This window comes from Kitasatospora purpeofusca, from assembly GCF_000718025.1.
GTDB lineage: Bacteria > Actinomycetota > Actinomycetes > Streptomycetales > Streptomycetaceae > Kitasatospora > Kitasatospora purpeofusca.
This window is the reverse complement of sequence record NZ_JODS01000031.1, coordinates 98,385-117,282: the sequence shown is the minus strand read 5'-3', so window position 1 is coordinate 117,282 and position 18,898 is coordinate 98,385. Positions and strand designations below refer to the sequence as shown.

The 18,898-nt window shown below is 73.3% G+C and carries 22 protein-coding genes and 2 pseudogenes; 15 read left to right on the top strand and 9 right to left on the bottom strand.

The features are described from left to right. Positions 1 to 373: 373 nt before the first annotated feature. Complete coding sequence (locus IF01_RS0132845) at positions 374 to 1,111, top strand: hypothetical protein (protein ID WP_157855408.1); 738 nt, start codon at positions 374 to 376, stop codon at positions 1,109 to 1,111. Between the two features lie 40 nt (positions 1,112 to 1,151). Here IF01_RS0132845 and IF01_RS51415 read toward each other — a convergent pair whose 3' ends face one another. Beyond that, on the bottom strand, positions 1,152 to 1,283 hold the full coding sequence (locus tag IF01_RS51415; protein ID WP_341845514.1) for a hypothetical protein: 132 nt from the start codon (positions 1,281 to 1,283) through the stop codon (positions 1,152 to 1,154). A 555-nt stretch (positions 1,284 to 1,838) separates the two neighbouring features. Here IF01_RS51415 and IF01_RS49415 point away from each other — a divergent pair. Beyond that, a complete protein-coding gene (locus tag IF01_RS49415) occupies positions 1,839 to 2,588 on the top strand; it encodes a hypothetical protein (RefSeq protein ID WP_030397250.1) in 750 nt (249 codons plus the stop codon). 24 nt (positions 2,589 to 2,612) lie between these two features. On the opposite strand, the gene IF01_RS0132830 is transcribed toward IF01_RS49415, so the two are convergent. Next, positions 2,613 to 3,365: a DUF4232 domain-containing protein gene (locus IF01_RS0132830; RefSeq protein ID WP_030397249.1), complete on the bottom strand. Its 753-nt coding sequence runs from the start codon at positions 3,363 to 3,365 to the stop codon at positions 2,613 to 2,615. A 453-nt stretch (positions 3,366 to 3,818) separates the two neighbouring features. On the opposite strand from IF01_RS0132830, the gene IF01_RS0132825 reads away from it, so the two are divergent. From IF01_RS0132825 to IF01_RS42685, 3 genes are all read left to right on the top strand, one after another. Further along, positions 3,819 to 4,283, top strand: a complete 465-nt coding sequence (locus IF01_RS0132825) for a hypothetical protein (RefSeq protein WP_030397248.1) — start codon at positions 3,819 to 3,821, stop codon at positions 4,281 to 4,283. A gap of 108 nt (positions 4,284 to 4,391) precedes the next feature. Next, complete coding sequence (locus IF01_RS50420; RefSeq protein WP_244215701.1) at positions 4,392 to 4,688, top strand: hypothetical protein; 297 nt, start codon at positions 4,392 to 4,394, stop codon at positions 4,686 to 4,688. An 8-nt stretch (positions 4,689 to 4,696) separates the two neighbouring features. Beyond that, the gene (locus IF01_RS42685; RefSeq protein WP_244215700.1) at positions 4,697 to 5,569 is read left to right on the top strand and encodes a Fic family protein; all 873 of its coding nucleotides are present in this window, start codon (positions 4,697 to 4,699) and stop codon (positions 5,567 to 5,569) included. Positions 5,570 to 5,591: 22 nt separating this feature from the next. On the opposite strand, the gene IF01_RS0132815 is transcribed toward IF01_RS42685, so the two are convergent. Continuing rightward, positions 5,592 to 6,290, bottom strand: coding sequence for a CGNR zinc finger domain-containing protein (locus tag IF01_RS0132815; protein ID WP_051756653.1), 699 nt, complete (start codon positions 6,288 to 6,290; stop codon positions 5,592 to 5,594). Between the two features lie 134 nt (positions 6,291 to 6,424). Between IF01_RS0132815 and IF01_RS0132805 the strand changes: the two genes are divergently transcribed. From IF01_RS0132805 to IF01_RS44520, 8 genes and pseudogenes are all read left to right on the top strand, one after another. Further along, positions 6,425 to 7,492 carry an alcohol dehydrogenase catalytic domain-containing protein gene (locus IF01_RS0132805; RefSeq protein ID WP_030397246.1) on the top strand — a complete coding sequence of 356 codons (1,068 nt, stop codon included), beginning with the start codon at positions 6,425 to 6,427 and terminating at the stop codon, positions 7,490 to 7,492. A gap of 140 nt (positions 7,493 to 7,632) precedes the next feature. Next, positions 7,633 to 8,628 (top strand): alpha/beta hydrolase, encoded by a 996-nt coding sequence (locus IF01_RS0132800; RefSeq protein ID WP_030397245.1) that lies wholly within the window; start codon positions 7,633 to 7,635, stop codon positions 8,626 to 8,628. A gap of 143 nt (positions 8,629 to 8,771) precedes the next feature. Further along, the gene (locus tag IF01_RS0132795; protein WP_051756651.1) at positions 8,772 to 9,461 is read left to right on the top strand and encodes a dihydrofolate reductase family protein; all 690 of its coding nucleotides are present in this window, start codon (positions 8,772 to 8,774) and stop codon (positions 9,459 to 9,461) included. 6 nt (positions 9,462 to 9,467) lie between these two features. Next, positions 9,468 to 10,370, top strand: coding sequence for an alpha/beta fold hydrolase (locus tag IF01_RS0132790; RefSeq protein WP_051756649.1), 903 nt, complete (start codon positions 9,468 to 9,470; stop codon positions 10,368 to 10,370). A gap of 87 nt (positions 10,371 to 10,457) precedes the next feature. Continuing rightward, on the top strand, positions 10,458 to 10,715 hold the full coding sequence (locus IF01_RS0132785; RefSeq protein WP_149030551.1) for a hypothetical protein: 258 nt from the start codon (positions 10,458 to 10,460) through the stop codon (positions 10,713 to 10,715). Positions 10,716 to 10,903: 188 nt separating this feature from the next. After that, positions 10,904 to 10,957 (top strand): annotated as a pseudogene (locus IF01_RS51410) (hypothetical protein); the annotation flags it as partial. 45 nt (positions 10,958 to 11,002) lie between these two features. Continuing rightward, positions 11,003 to 11,141 (top strand): annotated as a pseudogene (locus IF01_RS50410) (IS630 family transposase); the annotation flags it as partial. Positions 11,142 to 11,389: 248 nt separating this feature from the next. Continuing rightward, the gene (locus IF01_RS44520) at positions 11,390 to 12,022 is read left to right on the top strand and encodes a hypothetical protein (protein ID WP_030397241.1); all 633 of its coding nucleotides are present in this window, start codon (positions 11,390 to 11,392) and stop codon (positions 12,020 to 12,022) included. 240 nt (positions 12,023 to 12,262) lie between these two features. Here the strand turns inward: IF01_RS44520 and IF01_RS0132775 are convergent, their stop codons facing one another. The 6 genes from IF01_RS0132775 to IF01_RS0132755 all read right to left on the bottom strand — a co-directional run bounded on the left by IF01_RS0132775 (position 12,263) and on the right by IF01_RS0132755 (position 15,810). Further along, positions 12,263 to 12,817 carry a MepB family protein gene (locus IF01_RS0132775; protein ID WP_030397240.1) on the bottom strand — a complete coding sequence of 185 codons (555 nt, stop codon included), beginning with the start codon at positions 12,815 to 12,817 and terminating at the stop codon, positions 12,263 to 12,265. Between the two features lie 18 nt (positions 12,818 to 12,835). Beyond that, positions 12,836 to 13,342: a hypothetical protein gene (locus IF01_RS0132770; RefSeq protein WP_030397239.1), complete on the bottom strand. Its 507-nt coding sequence runs from the start codon at positions 13,340 to 13,342 to the stop codon at positions 12,836 to 12,838. 65 nt (positions 13,343 to 13,407) lie between these two features. After that, positions 13,408 to 13,605 carry a hypothetical protein gene (locus IF01_RS0132765; protein WP_030397238.1) on the bottom strand — a complete coding sequence of 66 codons (198 nt, stop codon included), beginning with the start codon at positions 13,603 to 13,605 and terminating at the stop codon, positions 13,408 to 13,410. Positions 13,606 to 13,705: 100 nt separating this feature from the next. After that, positions 13,706 to 14,104, bottom strand: coding sequence for a DoxX family protein (locus IF01_RS46210; protein WP_078880507.1), 399 nt, complete (start codon positions 14,102 to 14,104; stop codon positions 13,706 to 13,708). Continuing rightward, the gene (locus IF01_RS50405; protein ID WP_279617284.1) at positions 14,061 to 14,630 is read right to left on the bottom strand and encodes a hypothetical protein; all 570 of its coding nucleotides are present in this window, start codon (positions 14,628 to 14,630) and stop codon (positions 14,061 to 14,063) included. Before IF01_RS50405 ends, IF01_RS46210 begins: the two co-directional genes overlap by 44 nt. Position 14,631: 1 nt before the next feature. After that, a complete protein-coding gene (locus tag IF01_RS0132755; protein WP_051756646.1) occupies positions 14,632 to 15,810 on the bottom strand; it encodes a serine hydrolase domain-containing protein in 1,179 nt (392 codons plus the stop codon). 804 nt (positions 15,811 to 16,614) lie between these two features. Between IF01_RS0132755 and IF01_RS0132745 the strand changes: the two genes are divergently transcribed. Beyond that, entirely contained in the window at positions 16,615 to 18,132 is a 1,518-nt protein-coding gene (locus tag IF01_RS0132745) for an MFS transporter (protein ID WP_078880506.1), read from the top strand. A gap of 162 nt (positions 18,133 to 18,294) precedes the next feature. Then, positions 18,295 to 18,894: a fasciclin domain-containing protein gene (locus tag IF01_RS0132740; RefSeq protein ID WP_051742378.1), complete on the top strand. Its 600-nt coding sequence runs from the start codon at positions 18,295 to 18,297 to the stop codon at positions 18,892 to 18,894. Positions 18,895 to 18,898: the final 4 nt, after the last annotated feature.

Sequence of the window (18,898 nt, the reverse complement as noted above, 5' to 3'; positions counted from 1 at the left end):
TCTGTGCCGTCGCGAACGGCTGTTCGCGACGGCACAGACCAGGGCCGGGCGCCCCGGGCGTCGGCCGACCGTTGCCAGCACACTGGTCGCGTGGGCTGGGACCCCCGTACGGTCGGCCGGTACCCCTGCGTCCGAGCTGCTGGGAACCGGCGGTCGGACGCAGGGGTACCGGACGGTCCCTGGTCTCGCCCTGCCGTTGTCCCCCAATCCTCGGCGCCCGGGAACGGAACCTCCATGACGGCAGGTTGACGTTCGCCTGGCGTTCGGGACGCCGGGTCGGGTGGCCTGCTCCGGTCGCGGCGGCACGGCCCTTGCCGCCGGGCGGTCCGACCCCGCACGCTGGTGCGAGGGGCCGGCGTTCGGCGGACCGGGGGTGGGAGTGGCGACGGGGGCGGACGGGCGCGGGGTGCCGGTGCTGGGCCGGGCTGTGGTGCGCGGCGCGTCGGCGGTGGGCCTCGGCGCGGTCATGACGGGCGTGGTCGCCGGCCTGGGGTGGCTGTCGATGTGGGTGGTCTACCACTGGGTGTTCCTCTATGTGGTCGAGGTCGTCGTCATGCTGGCGGCTGCCGCCGCCCTGCTTCTCGGGCTGGCGGCCGGCGCACAGTACCGGCCCGCGTGGTGGAAGGTGTCCATGGCGTCGCTCTTCGTGTTCGCGGCCGGCTGGCTGGTCTTCGAGGAGTGCTGCGTGGTGATGGCCGACCAGCAGGCGCTCCACGACCGGGGCACGACCGTCCCCGCCGTGGTCGTCAAGGTGCGGGAGGGCGACGAGCACTCCTCCACCACCGTCGAGGTACGCCTCGCCGACGGCAGCGAGTACCGGAATGTGGAGTTGGGCGACTGGATGCCGCGTACCGGCGAGCAGACCGTCGTCACGGTGGACCTCTCGGGACCGGCCCGGTCCCGCCTGGGCCCGTCTCCCGGGCCTCCCGACGCCACCGCGCGCAACGCCGGACTGGCGGCTGTCGCGGTGGGCTCCCTCGGCCTGGGCGCGCACCTCACCGGCCTGCTCGAAACCGCCCCATTCCGAAGGCCCCGGCCACCCGAGGACGCGACCCCCGCCGGACACCGACTGCGGCGACGGCGGCGACGGTGGAGAGGCCTGCGAAGGTGACGGCGGGGCCCGGCGGGGAGGCGGAGGCGTCGTTCGGCGTTCAGCCGGTTGCGGCGAGACTCTTCTCGAACGCGGCCAGGTAGTTGGGCAGGTGGTGGTCCCTGATGGCGTCCGTCTCGGGGGCCGGCCGGTCGGTGACGAAGCCCTTGGCCCGGTCCTTGAGCCCTGCCACGAGCGGCATGGACTCGTGGAGGCGGCCGTCCGCGTCGAAGTAGCGCAGTGTCTCGACGTGCGTGAAGAACGGAACCCGACGACGATCATGCGGTCACCGGCCATGACGTAGGCCTGGGTGTCCTCGATCGGGAACGGCATGGCGTGCTTGGACTCGAAGTGTCTGACCTCCTCGAAGCCCCACGCCCGCGCCTGTTCCTCGATGGCCTCGCGCTCCAGCGGCGCCAGGCCCGCCGCGCGCGCCATCCAGTAGGCGTGGTGAAGGGAGTAACGAGTCGTCGAATGGTCCAGCGCGGCAACGGCCATGGTGTCCTCCGGGAGGGTCTGGGCGGGAGCACCCAGCACCATAGGCCCGTGGACGAACGATCGGCCCGGGGCGTGCCGGAAGCACGGCGAGCAGCGCGGCGGAGAACGCCGGGTGCTGCGGCCCGTACGGGCGGCCGGTCGTTCAGGTGAAGTTCCCGCCCGGCGGCCGGGGCCTCCGGAGGCAGCGGGAAGCCTCGTGCGTGACGGCCGCTCGTCCCGAGCCGCCGCGCCGCACCGAGGAGAGTCCCCCATGCGCGTGCTCCCACGCCCCGCCGCCCTCGCGGCCGCCGCCGTGTCCGTGGCCGCCCTGGCCGGCCCCGTGCCCGCCGCCACCGCCGACAGCTCCGCCGCACCGCCACCGCCGGCGGGCCGGTACCTGAACCTGCACCAGTGCGTGTACCACGGCCCGTTCCTGCCGAACAGTTTCGACCTCGTGACCACCCTCGTCCCCAGCCGGGACGGCCGGTTCAGCGCCGGCACGGACATCTCCGACACCCCCGTCCCCGCGGCCGTGTGCGGACCGGGCGACGGGACCTACGAGCCCAGCGTCTACACGGCCGCCGAGGGCTACGACCTGACCACCGGGCGCTACCTCAATATGCACCAGTGCGTCTTCTGGAGCGACTACGACCAGGACCACCTCACCACGGTGGTCGGGACCACCGACGTGAAGTTCGTCGCCGGGACCAACGTCTCCAACACCCGTGACACCGAGGTCTTCTGCGGCGGCGGGGGCACGGACCACCCCGTCCCGTTGCTGTCGAGCGCCACTCCGCTGGACCTGACCGCCGGCCGGTACCTGAACCTGCACCAGTGCATGTACTACTACGAGGGCTTCCGCGACCACTTCACCACCTTCGCGCCGAGCAGGGACGGGCGGTTCAAGGCCGGGACCAACATCTCGAACACCCCCGACACCCAGCCCTCCTGCGGCGCCGGGGACGGCAACTTCCGGCTCGTCCCGCTCCTCTCCGGTGTCAAGGCCCTTCGGCTCGGCTGAGCGCGGCGGCCGCCGCCCCTGCCGCTACCCCTGCCGCTGGTCCGCGGTCGCGGCGCTCGCGACCGCGTCGGCGACGGTGGGCCGGTAGAGGCCCAGCTTGGGCGCCCGGGCCTTCGCGCCGGGGCCGAGCGGGAAGTTCCGGGTCTCGGCGGCCGGCATGTGGTCGCCGTCGGCCACCACGTTCAGCTCGTCGACCCCGGCCGCGGACGCGGCGGATCCGCCGCCGGGGTTGAGGTCGATCACGGCGAACGCCGTCCGCCCGGCACCGACCGGGTAGGCGGGCGGGCCGCCCAGCCCGCCCGGGACCAGCGGCCTGATGTCCTTGGCGCGGTCGGCGGAGTGCGAGTCGCCCACACTGACCAGCGGGAAGTAGCTCAGGCCGCAGGAGTGCGCGCCCTGGTTGTGCACCTCGATCACCCGCTGGGTCGGCGCCTCGGGGCGGGCGGTCACCCGCAGCGTGAGGTCCTTGGGGTCACAGGGGTGGGTGTAGGCGTAGGCATCGTCGGCACCTCCGCCTCCGGGCGCGGCCGCGGTGGGCGTCGCGGGCGCCGTGGCCTTCGGCGCGGCCGCACCGGGCGCGGTGGTCGCGGCGGTAGCGGCGCCGCTCGGAGCAGTGGCCGAGGCGCTGGCCGGACCGGCGGTCGGGGCGGCCGCCGGTGTTCCGGTCGCGGCCTGCGCCGGTCCCGGGCCGCTGGGGTCGTCGGGTCCGCAGCCGCTCACGGCGAGGAGGACGCCGACGAGCGCGGCCGGAACGAGCAGAGTACGGCGAGCCGACATGGCAGATCCCCCGAGGACGGAATACGGATGAGCGGGGTCGCCCGGCAGCGCCGTCGGAACCCCGCCGGACAGTACTGCGGCCCGCTTCCCCGCCCCGCCAAACCAACCTGCACTCGCGATCCGGCCCGCCGGAGCCGACGCCACCCCGCCCGACCTGCGAGAACGCCTCCCCGCGACGCGGCCGGGCGGGGTCTCCCGGCACCGTCCGACCTACTGCTCTGCCCCGTCCGCCCCGCCGTTCTGCCCGTCCCGCGCCCCGGAAGTGCCCGTCCGGCACCTGTTGCGGTGCCGGGCCGACCGACCTCCGGGCGGAGGGGGAACGTTTGCACCCGGCCGGATGTCGTGGCCATGCAGACAAAGAGCCCGGGTACTCGTACCCTCTCCACCATGGTGACCTTGCGGATGAAGAGAATCACGACAACCATCGCCCTCCTCCTCGGAGTTGGGTCCGCCATGACGACCTCCCCGGCGTCCGCCGCCGAACGCTGGGACACCTACTCCGCCGACCGGAGCACGATCCGACCCGGTGAGACCTTCACCATCACGATGACCCTGACCAACTCCGAGACCACGGACATCTCGTTCGTCTACGAGTACGTCGAACCCCTGTGGCCCCTCAACACGACCACCAACAGGATCACGGTCACCGGTTGCGGCGGCGACGTCGCCGACTGCACCGTCTCGGGACTGACCGCCAAGTTCCACCCCCGCGTCCCCATCGCCCCCGGCGACAGCCGGTCGGTGACGCTCACCGTGCAGGCCCTCCCCGCGTCCTCGCCCACCCCGGGAGAGATCGTGTCTACCGGCTGGAACCCGTATATCTACTACGAGTACGACCGCACCCCCACCGGTTCGTTCCTCTACCGCCACGGCGGCCCCTTCAACCCGACGGAGCTGCAGGGTCGGATCCTCTACTGACCCCCGCCCAGGACGGCCCGCGCCGCACCAGGAACCCGCCCCGAGCCGGACGGCCCCGGGCGGAAACGCCGTTGCGCGTACACCCGGTCCGCGTGGCACGCTGACCGGGTGTCGAAGACGTTCCACCCCGCAGAGCTCACCTGGGACGAGGTCGACCCGGCCGACCGTCCCTTCGATCCCGCCTCGGTGGCGCGGGTGGTCCGCTCCCTCGGCCCGGCGCGGCAGGTGCCCTCCCGACTGGACCCCGATTTCGATCCGACCCGGGTCAACTGGGCCTGGGACGTGGCCAAGCCGTGGTCCGATGCCATGACGCACATGCTGGTGCAGCACTACGGCCGGTGGGCGGCGGGGTGGCGCTGGTCGCTCGGCGAGGGGGACGTCGACGGGGGGCCGCCCGGAACCTGATCCTGCGGGTGGCCGACCGCTCGGGCGCCGAGAGCGGCTGGTACCGGCACTGCCTGCAGGTCCTGGGCTGGTTCCTCGGCTACTGGGGCGTCGCGCCCGAGCCGGCCGCGCGCATGGTGCGGCAGGCGGTCGGCGGCCGGTTCGAGAGCTGGACCTCGCCGGACACCGTCCTGGCGGAGGACATCGCCGAGAAACTGGTCGGCCCGCTGCGCCCGCAGGACACCCGCTGGTCGCCGCCGGACCCCGGCCCGCTCCCGGACCACCTGGAGCGCTGGATCGCCGTGCGCAACAGCGTGCCGTGGCCGGAGAACGACGGCAGTGACGACGGTGGACCGGTGACTCCCGCCCGCGACGGGGCCGCGGAGGACTTCCGCTCCTTCGACGCCGTCGTGGACCCCGCTCGCGGCGCCGGCCTGCTCGCCGCACTGGAGCTGGTGCGGGCCGACGCGGCACGCGGAGCGGTCCTCGACTTCGAGCTGCTGCGCGGCTGGCAGCAGCACGTCCTGGGCACTCCCGGGCCGCCGCCGCTGCGCACCCTCCCCGCCTTCGCCAAGGGCGGCGACGAGCGCTACGGCATCGGCCCCGACACCCGCGCCCGGCTCGACGCCTGCCTGGCGCAGGCGGCCGACGGCCGGCTCTCCCTGGCCGCGAGGGCGGCCCGGGCCCATCTCGACGTCTGCTTCTACCACCCGTTCGACGACGGCAACGCCCGCGCCGCCCTGCTCACCCTGCTGTTCGTGCTGGCCCGCGCAGAGATCACCCTCGATTCGGTGGTGCTGATCCGCCGGTTCGGGCACCGGGCCGACGATCCGCAGGACGCGCTGGGCCTGTGCGGTTCCGTCGAGCACCACATCGGGCAGAGCCGCGCCGGCGCCCGGTGACCACCGGGGCGCCGGGACCGCCTCAACGCTCCGGTGTCTGCTTCCTCGCGCGGTAGGCGCGCTTCTTGGCGAGGGCGCCGCAGGTCTTCATCGAGCACCAGCGGCGGGCGCTCGCGCGGGAGGTGTCGACGAAGGGGACTCCGCAGTCGGGGTTCCCGCAGAGGCGGACGTGGGCGCGGTGCTCCGAGGCGCAGAGCGCGATCAAGTCCCGGGCGACCATGGACAGTGCCGCCGCGATCCCGTCGCCGCGCCAGCGCACGGTGGTGGCGTCGGGGGCCAGTTCGGGTGTCGAGGGCGGCTCGGCGGCGGCGCGGTTGACCAGCGCGATGTCCTCCGGGGCGGGCGGGACGGCGTCCGCCAGAGCCCGGCCGGTGCGGTGGATCGCCTCGCGGAGGTGTCGGGCCCGCTCCAGGTCGGCCGCGGTGCAGGGCGGTGCGGCCGCGGTGCAGCCGCTCTCCACCGCCCAGCGGCTCAAGTCCTCGGGCCGGGCCAGCCGTTCGAAGGGCGTGCCGGTGCCGCGGTCGGCCAGGGTGCCGGCGAAGGCGAAGCACAGCCGCGCGTCGTCGAAGCGGAAGTCGGCCTTGGCGCGCTGACGTCCCTCCCGGGTTCCGTCCGCAATGCCCGTGCCGCCCGTACCTCCCGTGCCGTCGGTACCGCCGGTACTGCCCGTGTCCGCACCGTCCGCGCCGACCGGTGCTTCGTCCTTCAGGTCACCCTTCATGTCCACCACTCTATGCGGTTGACATCGTTCCGAACAAGCGGCTAGCTTCCAGGTCCACCACTTGAACCGGTGGACTTCGCGTGACGGCTCCCTGCTCCACGCGTCTTCACCCCGCAGCACGAGGAGGCCGCGCCATGCGCGCCGCAGTCATCGAGGAACTCCACCGCCCGCTCGTCCTCCAGGACGTGCCCGACCCCGTCTGCCCGCCGGACGGGGCGATCGTGCGGGTCGGGGCGAACGGCATCTGCCGGACCGACTGGGCCCTGTGGGCCGGGCAGTTCTGGACCGGCGGACCGCGGGTCGAGGCCCCGTTCGTGCTCGGACACGAGTTCGCCGGCACCGTGGTGGAGGTCGGCCGCGACGTTCGGGGGTGGAAGGAGGGCGCCCGCGTCATCTTCCCGATGAACCCCGGCGAGGGCTCCTGCGAGTTCTGCCGCAGCGGCAACCAGCACGTCTGCGAGCACGTGGACTCCCTGGTGCCCGGGGTCTCCTACTGGGGCGCCTTCGCCGAGTACGTCATGGTCCGCTTCGCCGACGTCAACCTGGTCGAGGTGCCCGAGGGCGTGGGCTTCACCGACGTCGCCGCGCTGGCCTGCCGGTACATGACGGCCTTCCACGGGGTCGTCGACCAGGCGCGGGTCCGCGGCGGCGAGTGGGTCGCGGTCTACGGCGCCGGAGGCGGCACGGGTCTGTCGACGGTGGAGATCGCCGCGGCGACGGGCGCCAACGTCATCGCGATCGACATCACGGACGACAAGCTGGACGCCGCCCGCGCGCTCGGCGCGGTCCACACCGTGAACGCCGCCGCCACCGACCCCGTCGAGGCCGTGAAGACCCTGACCGGCGGCGGCGCCCATGTGTCGGTCGACGCCGTGGGCATCGCCGCCGCCTGCCGCAACTCGGTGCTGTCCCTGCGCACCCGCGGCCGCCACCTCCAGCTCGGGCACACCACCGCCGCGGAGCAGGGCGACGTCGCCCTGCCGATCGACGTCATGATGGTCAAGGAGCTGGAGTTCCAGAGCGCCTTCGGCATGCAGGGCCAGCGCTTCGGCACCATGTTGAACATGATCGCCGCCGGCCGGCTCAGCCCCGGCCGGATCGTCTCGCGCACCGTCGGCCTCCACGAGGCGAGCGAGGTCCTGGAGTCCCTGGAGACGTACGGGCCCACCGGTGTCGTCGTCATCGACTCGTTCCGCGCCTGATCCGTCTCCCCCGAAGAACCCCCTCCCCGAAAGCAGGCACGACCATGGCCGATTCGCGCATCGCTGATTCCCGTATCCCTGATGCCCGCACGCCCGACAGCCGCACACCCGGTACTTGCAAGCCCGATTCCCGTCGGCTGATGGACCGGGAGCTGAGCGTGGCCCTCGACGCGGTCCCCATGACCCCGAACGGCGCGTTCGACCTCACCGACCTGGCCACCACGCGCGCGGCCTTCCGCGCCCAGGCCGAATCCGCCGCCGACAGCTCGCCCGCCGACCCGTCGGTCACCGTCGAGGAGCACCTCGCGAGCCGAGCGGACGGACGGAGCCAGGTAGACGGCCCGGACAACCACGAGGTGCAGGTGCCGGTCCGCCTGCTGCGCCCCACCACCGCGACCGGACCGCTGCCGGTACTGCTCTGGTTCCACGGCGGCGGCCAGGTGCTCGGCTTCGCCGCCCAGGACGAGCCGTGGCTCACCAGGCTGGCGGCGAGCCTCGGCTGCGCCGTCGCCGCGGTCGACTACCGGCTCGCCCCGGAGACGCCCGCCCCCGGCGCCGCCGAGGACGGCTTCACCGCCTACCAGTGGCTCTGCCGGGAGGCGGACGCCCTGGGGCTGGACGGCACCCGCATCGGCATCGCCGGCCAGAGCGGCGGCGGCGGAATCGCGGCGGCCACGGCCCTGCTGGTCCGCGACCGCGGCGGCGTGGCACCGCTGTTCCAGTCCCTGACGTATCCCATGCTCGACGACCGCAACCGGACCGCGTCGAGTCACGAGATCACCGACATCGGGATCTGGGACCGCTCGACCAACCTGCTGGCCTGGCAGGCGATCCTGGGCGACCGCGCAGGCACCGAGGACGTCTGCCCGTACGCGGCCCCCGCCCGCGCCGCCGACCTCGCCGACCTGCCGCCCACGTTCATCACCGTCGGCGACCTCGACTGCTTCCGGGACGAGGACCTCGACTACGCGACCCGGCTGCGTGCCCAGGGCGTCCCGGTCGAGCTCCACCTCTACCCCGGCGCCTACCACGCGTTCGACCTCATCGCCCCCGAATCGCGGCTGGCCACCGCCTTCCACCGGACCTGGTTCGACTACCTCGCCCGCCGGTTCGACGCCGCACCGGTCGCGGCCTGACACCGCGACCGCGCGCCGGGGGCCACCGCGCACGGCCCCCGGCCGGCGGGTCCGGAAAAACGGGTACCGGCGTGGCGATGAGTTTTCCGGCCCCGGCCGGTCTACATCTCGAAGGGACAACCACGCACCCCGGGAGTAGAGACATGGGAATCGTCCAGATCGAACTGTTCGCCACCCTCGACCTCGTCGCGCAGGCACCCGGCGGACCGGACGAGGACCCGGCGGGGTTCCCGTTCGGGGGCTGGCAGGCGCCCCTGCTGAACGAGGTCACCGGGGCGCAGATCCTCGCCGCGTACGAGGGCACGGACGCCCTGCTGCTCGGCCGGCGGACGTACGACATCTTCGCCGCGTACTGGCCCCACCAGAAGGACGGCGAGATCGCCGAGCTGTTCAACCGCGTCCCGAAGTACGTGGCCTCGCGCGGCAAGCCGGAGCTCCCCTGGGACGGCTCCACGCAGCTCGGGCCGGACCTGGCCGCCGCCGTCCGCGAGATCCGCGACCGGCACGAGAACGTGAAGGTCGTCGGCAGCCTGGACCTGGTGCAGACGCTGCTGCGGGAGAGGCTCTTCGACCGCCTCGACCTGTGGGTGCACCCGATCGTGCTCGGCGTCGGGAAGAAGGTCTTCGACGGCGGCGCCGTGCCCACGAACCTCGCCCTCCTCGAACCGCCGACCGCCGGTCCGGAGGGCACCGTGTACCTGCGCTACGCCCGCACCGACGGCACCCCCGCGACCGGCGACATGAGTGCGCCGGACCGCGGCCTCGGCCGCGACAGTTCCGGCGGCAGCGGCAACGGCAGCGGCGGCAGCGGCAGCGGCAGCGGCGGCCGGTGAGCCGAGATGGCCACCGTCGCCGTCCGCGGCACCGTCCTGGGCATCGAGTCCTTCGGCGACCACGACGCACCGCTCGTCCTGCTCGCGGGCGGGCCGACCATGCTCTCCTGGCCCGACGCGCTCTGCGAACGCCTCGCCGCCGGCGGGCGCCGGGTGGTGCGCTACGACCTGCGCGACAGCGGGGAGTCGGCGACGGTGGACCCGCAGGCGCCCGCCTACACCCTGCGCGACCTCGCCGCCGACGCCGCCGCCCTGGCCCATGCACTGGGCGGTGCGCCCGCGCACCTCGCGGGTACCGGCGTCGGCGGGATGGTCGCCCAGGTCGCGGCTCTCGACCACGCCGACGCGTTCTCCGCCCTCACCCTGGCCGGCACCCGCCCCGTCGCCCCCGGCCCGCCCGACGAGGACCTCCCCGACCACGAGCAGGCGACCATGGGGCTGTTGTTCGCCCGACCAATGCCGGACTGGACCGACCGTGAGGCGGTCGCGGAGTACGCCGCCACCGGCGCGAGCATCCGCGGCGACGACCCCGCCACCGCGCGCGAGCGGGCCGCGCGCATCTGGGACCGCACCCCCGGCACCGCGCCCCCGGTCCAGCTGGCCAACCAGCTGGGCACCGTGTTCGCCCGGCTCGACTGCCGACCCCGCTGGCGCGAACGCCTGCCCACGGTCGACCTCCCCGCACTCGTCGTCCACGGCCGCCACGACCCGCTCTTCCCCCTCGGCAACGGCGAAGCCCTGGCCCGCGAGATCCCCGGCGCACGGCTCCTCGTGCTCGAACACGCCGCCATCGGGATCCCCGACGACGCGGCGGACGCGGTCGCCGAGGCGATGCTCGCCCTCGGCCGGCCGACCCCGGCCGACCCGCCGAACCCCGTACGGAAGGAGCCGTCCACCGATCCGGCCTGATCCGCGCCCCGGGGGAAGCACGAGGAGGGGGACCCGCCGACCGGTCGTGGTGATCGCCGGCGCCCCGGACGCGGAAGAATGGACCGCGTGACCAGCACCCCGCCCCTCCCCCGGGGCCTCACCTCCCTGATCCCGGACGCCCGCACCCGCGCCACCCCCGGCGAGCGCGCCGCCTCCCAGCTCCTCCACCTGCGCGAGGCCACCGTGCCGGTCCCCCTCCTCGCCGCGGCCGCCGAACTGATCACCCCCCAGCTCACGGACCCCGACCCGGCCACCCAGGAGGCGGCCGCCACCGTCCACGCACTCCTGCTCGCCGCCATCGAGGACGCCGCCCCCGACCGCTAGTGACCTGAGTCGGAGATTCATCGTCAGTCGGGCACGAGTCGCGCGGGTCCGAGGGTTCCGCCGAGGATTCCGCCGTTGTCGGTCACTGATGCCCAGCGGGCTGTGTTGCAGGGCTGGTTGCGTCGCCGCACGACAGCTCAGGCCAGCGGTCGCGGATCGTGCTGGAGTGCGCCGAGGGCCACTCGACCATGGAGGTGTCCCGCCGGCTGCGGGTCGCTCCGGACACGGTCCGCACCTGGCGGCGCCGGTTCGTCGAGCGGGGTCCGGACGGCCTGTGTGACGACCCGGTGCCCGGTGTTCCCGAACGCCACAGCCACGACTACGTCCGGGCCGGCACGACCACTCTCTTCGCCGCCCTCGAGGTCGCCACCGGCGACCGGCTCCCTGCACCGCCGCCACCGGGCGGCGGAGTTCAAGGGGTTCCTCGTGAGGCTCGGCCCGCTCACCGACTGGAACGAGCACCCCGGACCGTTTGTCCGGACGAAGAGCGCCGACGAGATCCTCGACAAGTCGCGGCCTACCACTGGCCATGTTCTCGGTCAACAGCGGTGGACTTCTCGGTCATTCCGACCGAAAGGCCATGCCGCACGGGGGCTGACACCCTACCGTGGAAGGGAATCTGCCCCGCTCCGGGGCGGAACGGGGTGATCGAAGCGCACGAAGGAAGGGAAGCCATGGGGGTACGTGCACGGCTGCGCGGGGGCGCGGTCGCGGTGGGGGCCGCGGTACTGGCGATCGGGGCCCTGGGGGCCGGGGCGGCTCCGGGCCGGGCGGCGGCTGCCGACCAGTGGCGGCCGCAGCCGGGGACCCTGTACATCTCCGACCTGCCGAAGACCGAGTCGTGGCGCGCCAGCCCGACCGCCCGGGGGTGGGGCACCGATTTCGACTGTCCGGTGGGCTGGCCCGCCGAGCCGGCCGAAGTCAACGTATGGCACCGGGACTTCACCACCGCGGAGACCGCGTTCGCCCAGCAGAAGGTGGCGGTCTTCGACACGGAGGCCGAAGCCGTCGCCTTCGCGGACAAGGCCCGGCAGGACTACATCGCCTGCGCGCACGCCCCGCAGCGGCCCGGCGTGACCGCGACCTACCTCGACCACGGGGTGATCAACGTCGAGGAGGGCGCCACCCTTCAGGGGATGCACACCTTCGACTCCAACGCCACCGAGCGCCCCGACTACAACTACCTGTGGGGCGTGGGCCGCGACGGCGACACGGTGACGCTGGTCCTGTGGCAGAGCTACTGGGGCGATCCGCCGGTGATCCCGTGGAAGAACACCCTGAACACCGCGGTGAAGAAGCTGTACTGAGCACCCGCCGCCGACCCCTCGCCGTGGGTCCCGGCCGGGGCGGCGCGGCGGGCCGCGGTCGGATCGAGCACGTGGCCGCCGCCGCTCCCGGCGGGGCTGTGGAGCCGGGCGGCGTGGCCGCAACGCATCTGCCAGGTTGAAACGCTCTTTGATCCCCCTTTCGGACGAGTCATTCCGAACGATCAGCAGTCGTAGGCGCTCAGGGGGTGGAGCGACGGCCGGCCGATGCCGGCACCGTCCCTACGGGTGGTAGAGCTCCTGGGCGCGGGCCAGGTCGACGGGTCCGTCCTGGTTCAGGTGCAGGAAGAAGCCCAGCTGCCACGCTTGCGTGCTGCCGGCCTGGCGGCTGGTAGGGGCCACCCAGGGCGGGTAGATGCGAAAGGCCCGCTTCCCACCCGAACCGTTCTCCGATACGACGCCGTGCCGGCGGAGCGCGTCCTTGGGAAAGACGAACTGACCGAAGTTGTCGCCGTCACGGGTGCTGATGACAAAGAGATCGACGGGGTCCGTCACGTCGAAGGGCTGGATGGGCCCGGCCGGGGACCTCTTCCAGACGGTGACGAACTGGCCGGCCTTGGTGGGGGTCGTCCTGGCGGCGCGGAACCGGACGGCGAGGCCGTCGAGGGTGAACCCGTGGGCGGCGTACTCGGCGCTCTCGGCCTCGGGGACCGGCTGCGAGCAGGCGAATCCGCAGCGGTCGTAGACGAGCGCCTTCGCCGCGACGAGATCTTCGTGGACCGGGGCGGTGCCCGGCCAGGGTTCCGGGCGGAGATCGGCCGGGTGCTCGCGGTCCATGGTCATCCGCCCACTCTGTCACGGGTGGTTCGACGAAGCCGCCACGGCCGGTCGGCCCGCGTTCGAAGCGTCGGCCCGCGTCCCCAGCTCGGCCGTGACCCGACGCAGCAGCACCGTCGGCGACGGCATGACGGCGTACCAGGTGTTCTCGCTCTCGTCGGCGGCCGGGGCCCAGGCCGCCACGACGGGAAGTTCGCAGTGGTCGCCGGCCTCCAGTGGCGGCAGCGTCCAGGTCATGCCGTGGTGGTGGCCGAAGTCCACACCCCAGGTGCTGAACGAACGGTCGTACACCTCGTCGCTCAACGCCGCCCATCGCCGGGGCGCCTCTCCCACGAGGGCGGCCCCGCAGATCGCCTCCTCGTCGTTGCCTCCCACGGTGAGCCGGGTCGTGTCGTCCTCCAACGTGACAGCGGCCAGCGCCTGCCCGCCGTCCCACCCCGCTTCGACACCCTCCGGAAGCCGCGCCGGAAGCTCCGCCGCGAACCGCACCCGCCCGAGCGGCGCGGTCGCGTCGATCCGCCACACCGCCGCGCGGCAGCCGGTCAGCGGTCCCCAGGTGTCGGGGTCGAGCTCGGGATCGTACGGGGTCGTCAGCAGCTCGACGGTGGCCCGGGTGTCACCCAGCGGGCCAGCGTGCGGTCGCCCGGCAGCTCGAACAGTTCGTCGGGCAGCTGCGGAAGGACGGTGCTCCCGATCGTCGTGGCGAAGGCCAGCGGGCCGAACGGCGTGTCGATGTACGGTTCGACGGCGGACCGCAGGCGGACGCGCGGGGCGGTGGGGAGCAGCATCGCCCCAGCGTACTGCGGCGTGACCTGCCAGGATCCGCCGGGCGGCACCCGGCCGGTGCGGACCGGCCGGGCGCTCCGACGGGGGTGCGGGCGTACCCGATCAGGCGGCGAAGCTCAGGCCGAGGGTGACGGCGACGGGGGCGAGGTAGAGGAGCGGGAAGGCCACGGTCTTGTAGGAGCGGGCCCGCAGGCAGGTGATGACGGCGCCGAGGAAGTAGAGGATCAGGCCGGTCGCCGCCGCGACGCCGAGGGCCGGGACGGCGAGGCCGACCAGCAGGCCGGCGGCGCCGGCGAGCTTCGCCAGTGCCAGCGGACCCCTGTTTCGGATGGCGGGTGAGGAGGTGCGACGTGGCGGACCGATCCCGGCCCGCCCCGCCGCAGCTGCTCGAACACTCCACTGACCCGCCGCCCGCGACGGATGTGACAGCCCCGCAGAGGAATTTCTCAGAGGGCGTTCAACAGGGGTTCCTCTCACCTGTCCGGCTGTGGTATCCGCCATGTCCGTCGCCTACGTCGTCCTCGCCGTTGTCAGTGCCCTGTGGGTCGGCTTCTCCGGCGTCTCGCTCGCGCGCCGGGCGGAGTTCGTGACCCAGCCGCTGGTCGAGTACGGCGTGCCGCGCTCGTGGTGGGGCCCGATGCGGCACGGACTCGGTTCCATGATCTCGTGGCGGTGTCGAGCGGTTACCGGTCCGGAGCGTTCCCGACGGTCGGACCGTGACGGCGGCCTCCAGGAGGGTCAAGGTCCGCGCGGTGGCGTCGTCCTCCGCGCGGACGCCCAGCGGCAGCAGGAGATTCGGGCCGGCGTGGCCGATGTCGACCTGGCCGAGCACAGGGAGATCGCGGCCGCCCAGGACGTCGAGGACCACCTCGCGCAGCTCCGGCGTCCCCTGCGCGCACCCGGGGGCGGTGAGCCGGTGCGGGACACCGACCACCATCGCCGCGATCCGATGCCGCGTGCCGCGACGACCTCCAGGCCCGACCGGGGCCCGGCCTCCTGGGCCCCGTCCGCGGTGGCCCGGCGGCACATCAGCCGCACAGGGCCGCGGTCTGCGCCTTCAGGATCCCCTTGCTCAGCGGGAAGGGCGCCTGGTGCTTGAGGTCGGCCCCGAGGTCGTAGACGTTGGCGGCGATGACCAACTGTCGCTCACCGTCGACGGTGGTGAGCGAGTAGCTGGTGTAGCCGGGGCCGCCACCGTCGGTCAGCCAGACGCCGACCGGCGGCTTGCCGTCCGGCCCCGAGCCGCACGGCAGGTCCATGCGCTGCACCCCGAGTCCGTACGCCACCGGCGTGTCGGCGGGCTGCACCGTGGTCAGGAGTTCGCGCTGCTGGGCGGGGCGCAGCAGCTTGCCGCCGAACAGGGCCCGGTGGAAGCGGGCCAGGTCGTCGACGGTGGAGATCATGGCGCCGGCGGTCCAGTCGTAGGACGGGCTGAACCGTGTGACGTCCTGTCCCTTGAGGTCGTACCCGTGCAGATGGGGGCCGCGGACGACCGGGTCGGTCAGCGGGAAGGAGGTGTCCTTGAGGCCGAGCGGGTCGAGGATCCGCCGGCGGATCTCGGCGGACGCGCTGCGGTGGGTGACCGCCTCGATCACCAGACCGGCGAGCAGGTAGTTGGTGTTGGAGTACTCCCAGCCGTGGTCGGGCGCGGTGAACGCCGGTGCGTGGCGGACGGCGCGGGCGACCACCTCCCGCGGGGTGTAGAGGTGGTCCCGGTCGTGGTGCTCCAGGTAGGGGGCGAAGAACTCCGGCTCGGTGGTGGGGTCGTAGATGCCGGAGGTGTGGTCGAGCAGCTGCCGGAGGGTGATGGTCCGGCCGTCGTTGCCGTTCCCCTGGACCACACCGGGCAGCCACTTCTCCACGCTGTCGCCCAGCGAGAGCCGTCCTTCGCCCTCGAGTTGGAGAAGCACCGTGGACACGAACGACTTGGTGTTGCTGGCGATCCGAAACCGCTGGTCCGGCCGGGCCCGCTCGCCGGTCGCCGTGTCCGCGACCCCGGCGGCCACCCGTGACTCCCGCTCCCCGTTCCTGGCGTAGGCCACGACGCCCGGGAATCCGTCCGCGACCGCCTGTTCGATGCTCTCCGTGAGGCCGGCGGGCGGCGGAGCGGGTGCCCGCTCCGCGAGGGCCGAGGCCGGGAGGAGCCCCGTCACCGCCACCGTGCACAGCCCCGCCCACAGTGCCGCGATCCCCGTACGTGTCCTCATCGAACTTCCCCTGACTTCCGGTGCCGTGCTGGTTCGTACCCAGCCTGCCGGGCCGGGGCGCCGGTGGCCCATCCCGCTGACACCCCGGCCGGTACGGGGGTTTGCCCCACGCCCGGACCGTCCGTCACCTCCGGGCACGGAGAGGCCTCGCCGAGCGGTGGTCCCGGTGGTGCCGAACAGGACCGGGATCCGGCCGAGGGTGTCCGTTCTGCATCGATCGCAGCCGGACAGTCGAGGGGAAACCCCTGTCGAACGCCCTCTCGGGACCCCTCGCAGTGGCGGCCGACAGCGGCGAGGGCGCTGCGCCGGATCAGGCCGACACCCGGGCGGACCAAGAGCACGAGCAGCGTCCGGGGCGGCGGGAGGTCGGCCGGGGTCACCTTCTGCAGCGCCGCCCGCGCCTGCTCAGGTGACGCCGCCGGAGTGATCCCGTGCACCGTTCGGTGCCCGTGGACGGGCAGGAACCGATCCAGCGTCCCGTCCATGAGGAACAGGCCTTTCCTCCGTACGGATCCGAGTAGGGGGTTCGAGTGCGGGGCCCGGTCGGCACGGCGCTCCCCTGGGCCGATCGGGTGAGCCGCACCGCCGCCGCCAGCATGTCCCGACGTGCCCCCGACCACCAGAGCCGGCAGCCGAGTTGCCGCAAATGGACACCGGTGGGCGGGCACCGCCGCCCGCCCACCGGCCACGGCGCGGCGGGGCGGGCGGGATGCGCAGGACGGGCGCGGCGGTGTGGTGTGGTGTGCTCCTGCGGGATCCGGGCAGACGCCGGGGGTCCTACCGGCGCGAGGGAAGGGGTTCAGCATGGCCGACCCGGCGAAGGGCACGGAGCGGGAGGTGCCGCAACCGGCACCCGCCCAGGACCGCCCCGGTGACGGGGTCGTCGAGACGGACGTCCCCGCGCGGCTGGACCGGCTGCCGTGGTCCCGCTGGCACTGGCGGATCGTGATCGGGCTGGGGACGGTCTGGATCCTCGACGGTCTGGAGGTCACGATCGTCGGCAACATGGCGGCCCGGCTCGCCCAGAGCGGCAGCGGGATCTCCATCACGACGACCCAGGTCACCACGATCGCGGCCGCCGTGTACGTCGCGGGGGCGTGCAGCGGCGCGCTGTTCTTCGGCTGGCTGACCGACCGGCTGGGCCGCAAGAAGCTCTTCATGATCACCCTGGCGGTCTACCTGGCGGCCACCGCCGTCACCGCGTTCTCCTGGACGGCCTGGTTCTTCTTCCTCTGCCGCTTCTTCACCGGATTCGGCATCGGCGGCGAGTACGCGGCGATCAACTCCGCGATCGACGAACTGATCCCGGCCCGGGTGCGCGGCCGGATCGATCTGGTGATCAACGGCAGCTTCTGGATCGGCGCGGCGATCGGCGCCTTCGCCTCGATCGCCCTGCTGAACACCGCCCTGTTCGCGACCGACGTGGGCTGGCGGCTGGCCTTCGGCATCGGCGTGGTCCTCGGCCTGGTCATCCTGCTGGTGCGCCGGCACGTCCCGGAGAGTCCGCGCTGGCTGTTCACCCACGGCCGGGCCGGGGAGGCCGAGGAGGTGGTGGCCGAGGCCGAGCGGATCGTGCGGGAGGAGTACGGCCGGGAACTGCCGCCCGTCGAGGGCGAGCCGATCCTCATCCGCGAGCGCGGCCCGCTCGGCTTCGGCACCATCGCCCGCACGGTCATCACCCGCTATCCGCGCCGCACCGTGCTCGGCCTGGCCCTGTTCATCGGGCAGGCCTTCCTCTACAACGCGGTGACCTTCGGCTACGCGGTGATCCTCACCAAGTACTTCGCCGTCCCGGAGGGCGACACCGGCTACTACTTCGCGGTGATCGCGGTCGGCAACTTCCTCGGACCGCTGCTGCTGGGCGGCCTGTTCGACTCCGTCGGACGCAAACCGATGATCGCCGGCACCTACATCGGCTCCGGTGTGCTGCTGTTCGGCACGGCGCTGCTGTTCCAGCAGGGCTCGCTGTCCGCCGTCACCATGACCGCCTGTTGGACGGCCGTGCTGTTCCTGGCCTCCGCCGGCGCCAGCTCCGCCTACCTGACGGTCAGCGAGATCTTCCCGCTGGAGACCAGGGCGATGTGCATCGCCTTCTTCTACGCCGTCGGGACCGCCGTCGGCGGCATCAGCGGCCCCCTGCTGTTCAACGGCCTGGTGAGCAGCGGGAAGGTCTCCGACACCACGCTGGCGTTCTGCATCGGCGCGACCCTGATGACCCTCGCCGGACTGGTCGAGGCGGTGATCGGCGTCAAGGCGGAACGGCGCAGCCTGGAGTCGCTTGCCGCCCCGCTCGGCGCCGTCGAACCCACCCGGACCACCTAGCGACGTGGGCCCGTGCGGAGCCGTCACCCGTCCGGGGACGGCTCCGCACGGGTGACGGGCGGGGCGGTGCGGGCCCGATCTCCCGGGCGGCGGCTCGGCGCGGTGTCACCATCTGGGGCGTATCCGGCACGATTCGACCGGTTCCCCCTGGAGGATCCCCGTATGAGCCGCCGTACCCACCGCCCCGTCCTCCTCACGGCCCTGGTGCTCGCCGTCGCCCCGCTCGCCGGTTGCGGCGGCGTCGACGCCGGGACCGGCGGGCCCGGCCCGGTGGCCGTCGCGCCCCCGCCGCCCGAGAAGGCCTTCGGCCAGGCCTGCGCGGCGATGCCCGGCGACGGCGCCGGCAGCCTGGACGCGATGGGCCGTCTGCCGGTGCTGGGCGCGATCGACCAGACCAAGGACCTCTCCCAGTTGTCCGCCCTGGTCAAGACGGCCAAGGCGAAGGACATCTTCGACTCGATGGAGAACGTCACCGTCTTCGCGCCGAACGACGCGGCCTTCGCCAAGCTGAGCGAGGACCAGAAGAAGGCCCTCGCCACCCAGCAGGGCGCCGGCGACCTGGTGCGCAAGCTCATCGTCGTCCGCGACCTGCGCAAGGACGACCTCCAGGACAAGCAGTACACCTCGCTCCAGGGCGCCGCGATCAAGGCCACCGGCAGCGGCGAGGACTACCGCGTCGGCGGCGCGCAGGTGCTCTGCGGCAGCATCAGGACGGCCAACGCGCGGCTCGCGATCCTGGACACCGTGCCGGTCTTCGGCTGACGCT

Excerpts from the sequence above, each read along its gene's own strand:
- IF01_RS49415 (WP_030397250.1), top strand. The coding sequence starts at position 1,839 with ATGCGCGTGCTCCCACGCCCCGCCGCCCTCGCGGCCGCCGCCGTGTCC.
- IF01_RS0132830 (WP_030397249.1), bottom strand. The coding sequence starts at position 3,365 with ATGTCGGCTCGCCGTACTCTGCTCGTTCCGGCCGCGCTCGTCGGCGTC.
- IF01_RS0132825 (WP_030397248.1), top strand. The coding sequence starts at position 3,819 with ATGACGACCTCCCCGGCGTCCGCCGCCGAACGCTGGGACACCTACTCC.
- IF01_RS0132815 (WP_051756653.1), bottom strand. The coding sequence starts at position 6,290 with ATGAAGGGTGACCTGAAGGACGAAGCACCGGTCGGCGCGGACGGTGCG.
- IF01_RS0132805 (WP_030397246.1), top strand. The coding sequence starts at position 6,425 with ATGCGCGCCGCAGTCATCGAGGAACTCCACCGCCCGCTCGTCCTCCAG.
- IF01_RS0132800 (WP_030397245.1), top strand. The coding sequence starts at position 7,633 with ATGGACCGGGAGCTGAGCGTGGCCCTCGACGCGGTCCCCATGACCCCG.
- IF01_RS0132795 (WP_051756651.1), top strand. The coding sequence starts at position 8,772 with ATGGGAATCGTCCAGATCGAACTGTTCGCCACCCTCGACCTCGTCGCG.
- IF01_RS0132790 (WP_051756649.1), top strand. The coding sequence starts at position 9,468 with ATGGCCACCGTCGCCGTCCGCGGCACCGTCCTGGGCATCGAGTCCTTC.
- IF01_RS44520 (WP_030397241.1), top strand. The coding sequence starts at position 11,390 with ATGGGGGTACGTGCACGGCTGCGCGGGGGCGCGGTCGCGGTGGGGGCC.
- IF01_RS0132775 (WP_030397240.1), bottom strand. The coding sequence starts at position 12,817 with ATGGACCGCGAGCACCCGGCCGATCTCCGCCCGGAACCCTGGCCGGGC.
- IF01_RS0132765 (WP_030397238.1), bottom strand. The coding sequence starts at position 13,605 with ATGCTGCTCCCCACCGCCCCGCGCGTCCGCCTGCGGTCCGCCGTCGAA.
- IF01_RS46210 (WP_078880507.1), bottom strand. The coding sequence starts at position 14,104 with ATGGCGGATACCACAGCCGGACAGGTGAGAGGAACCCCTGTTGAACGC.
- IF01_RS0132755 (WP_051756646.1), bottom strand. The coding sequence starts at position 15,810 with ATGAGGACACGTACGGGGATCGCGGCACTGTGGGCGGGGCTGTGCACG.
- IF01_RS0132745 (WP_078880506.1), top strand. The coding sequence starts at position 16,615 with ATGGCCGACCCGGCGAAGGGCACGGAGCGGGAGGTGCCGCAACCGGCA.
- IF01_RS0132740 (WP_051742378.1), top strand. The coding sequence starts at position 18,295 with ATGAGCCGCCGTACCCACCGCCCCGTCCTCCTCACGGCCCTGGTGCTC.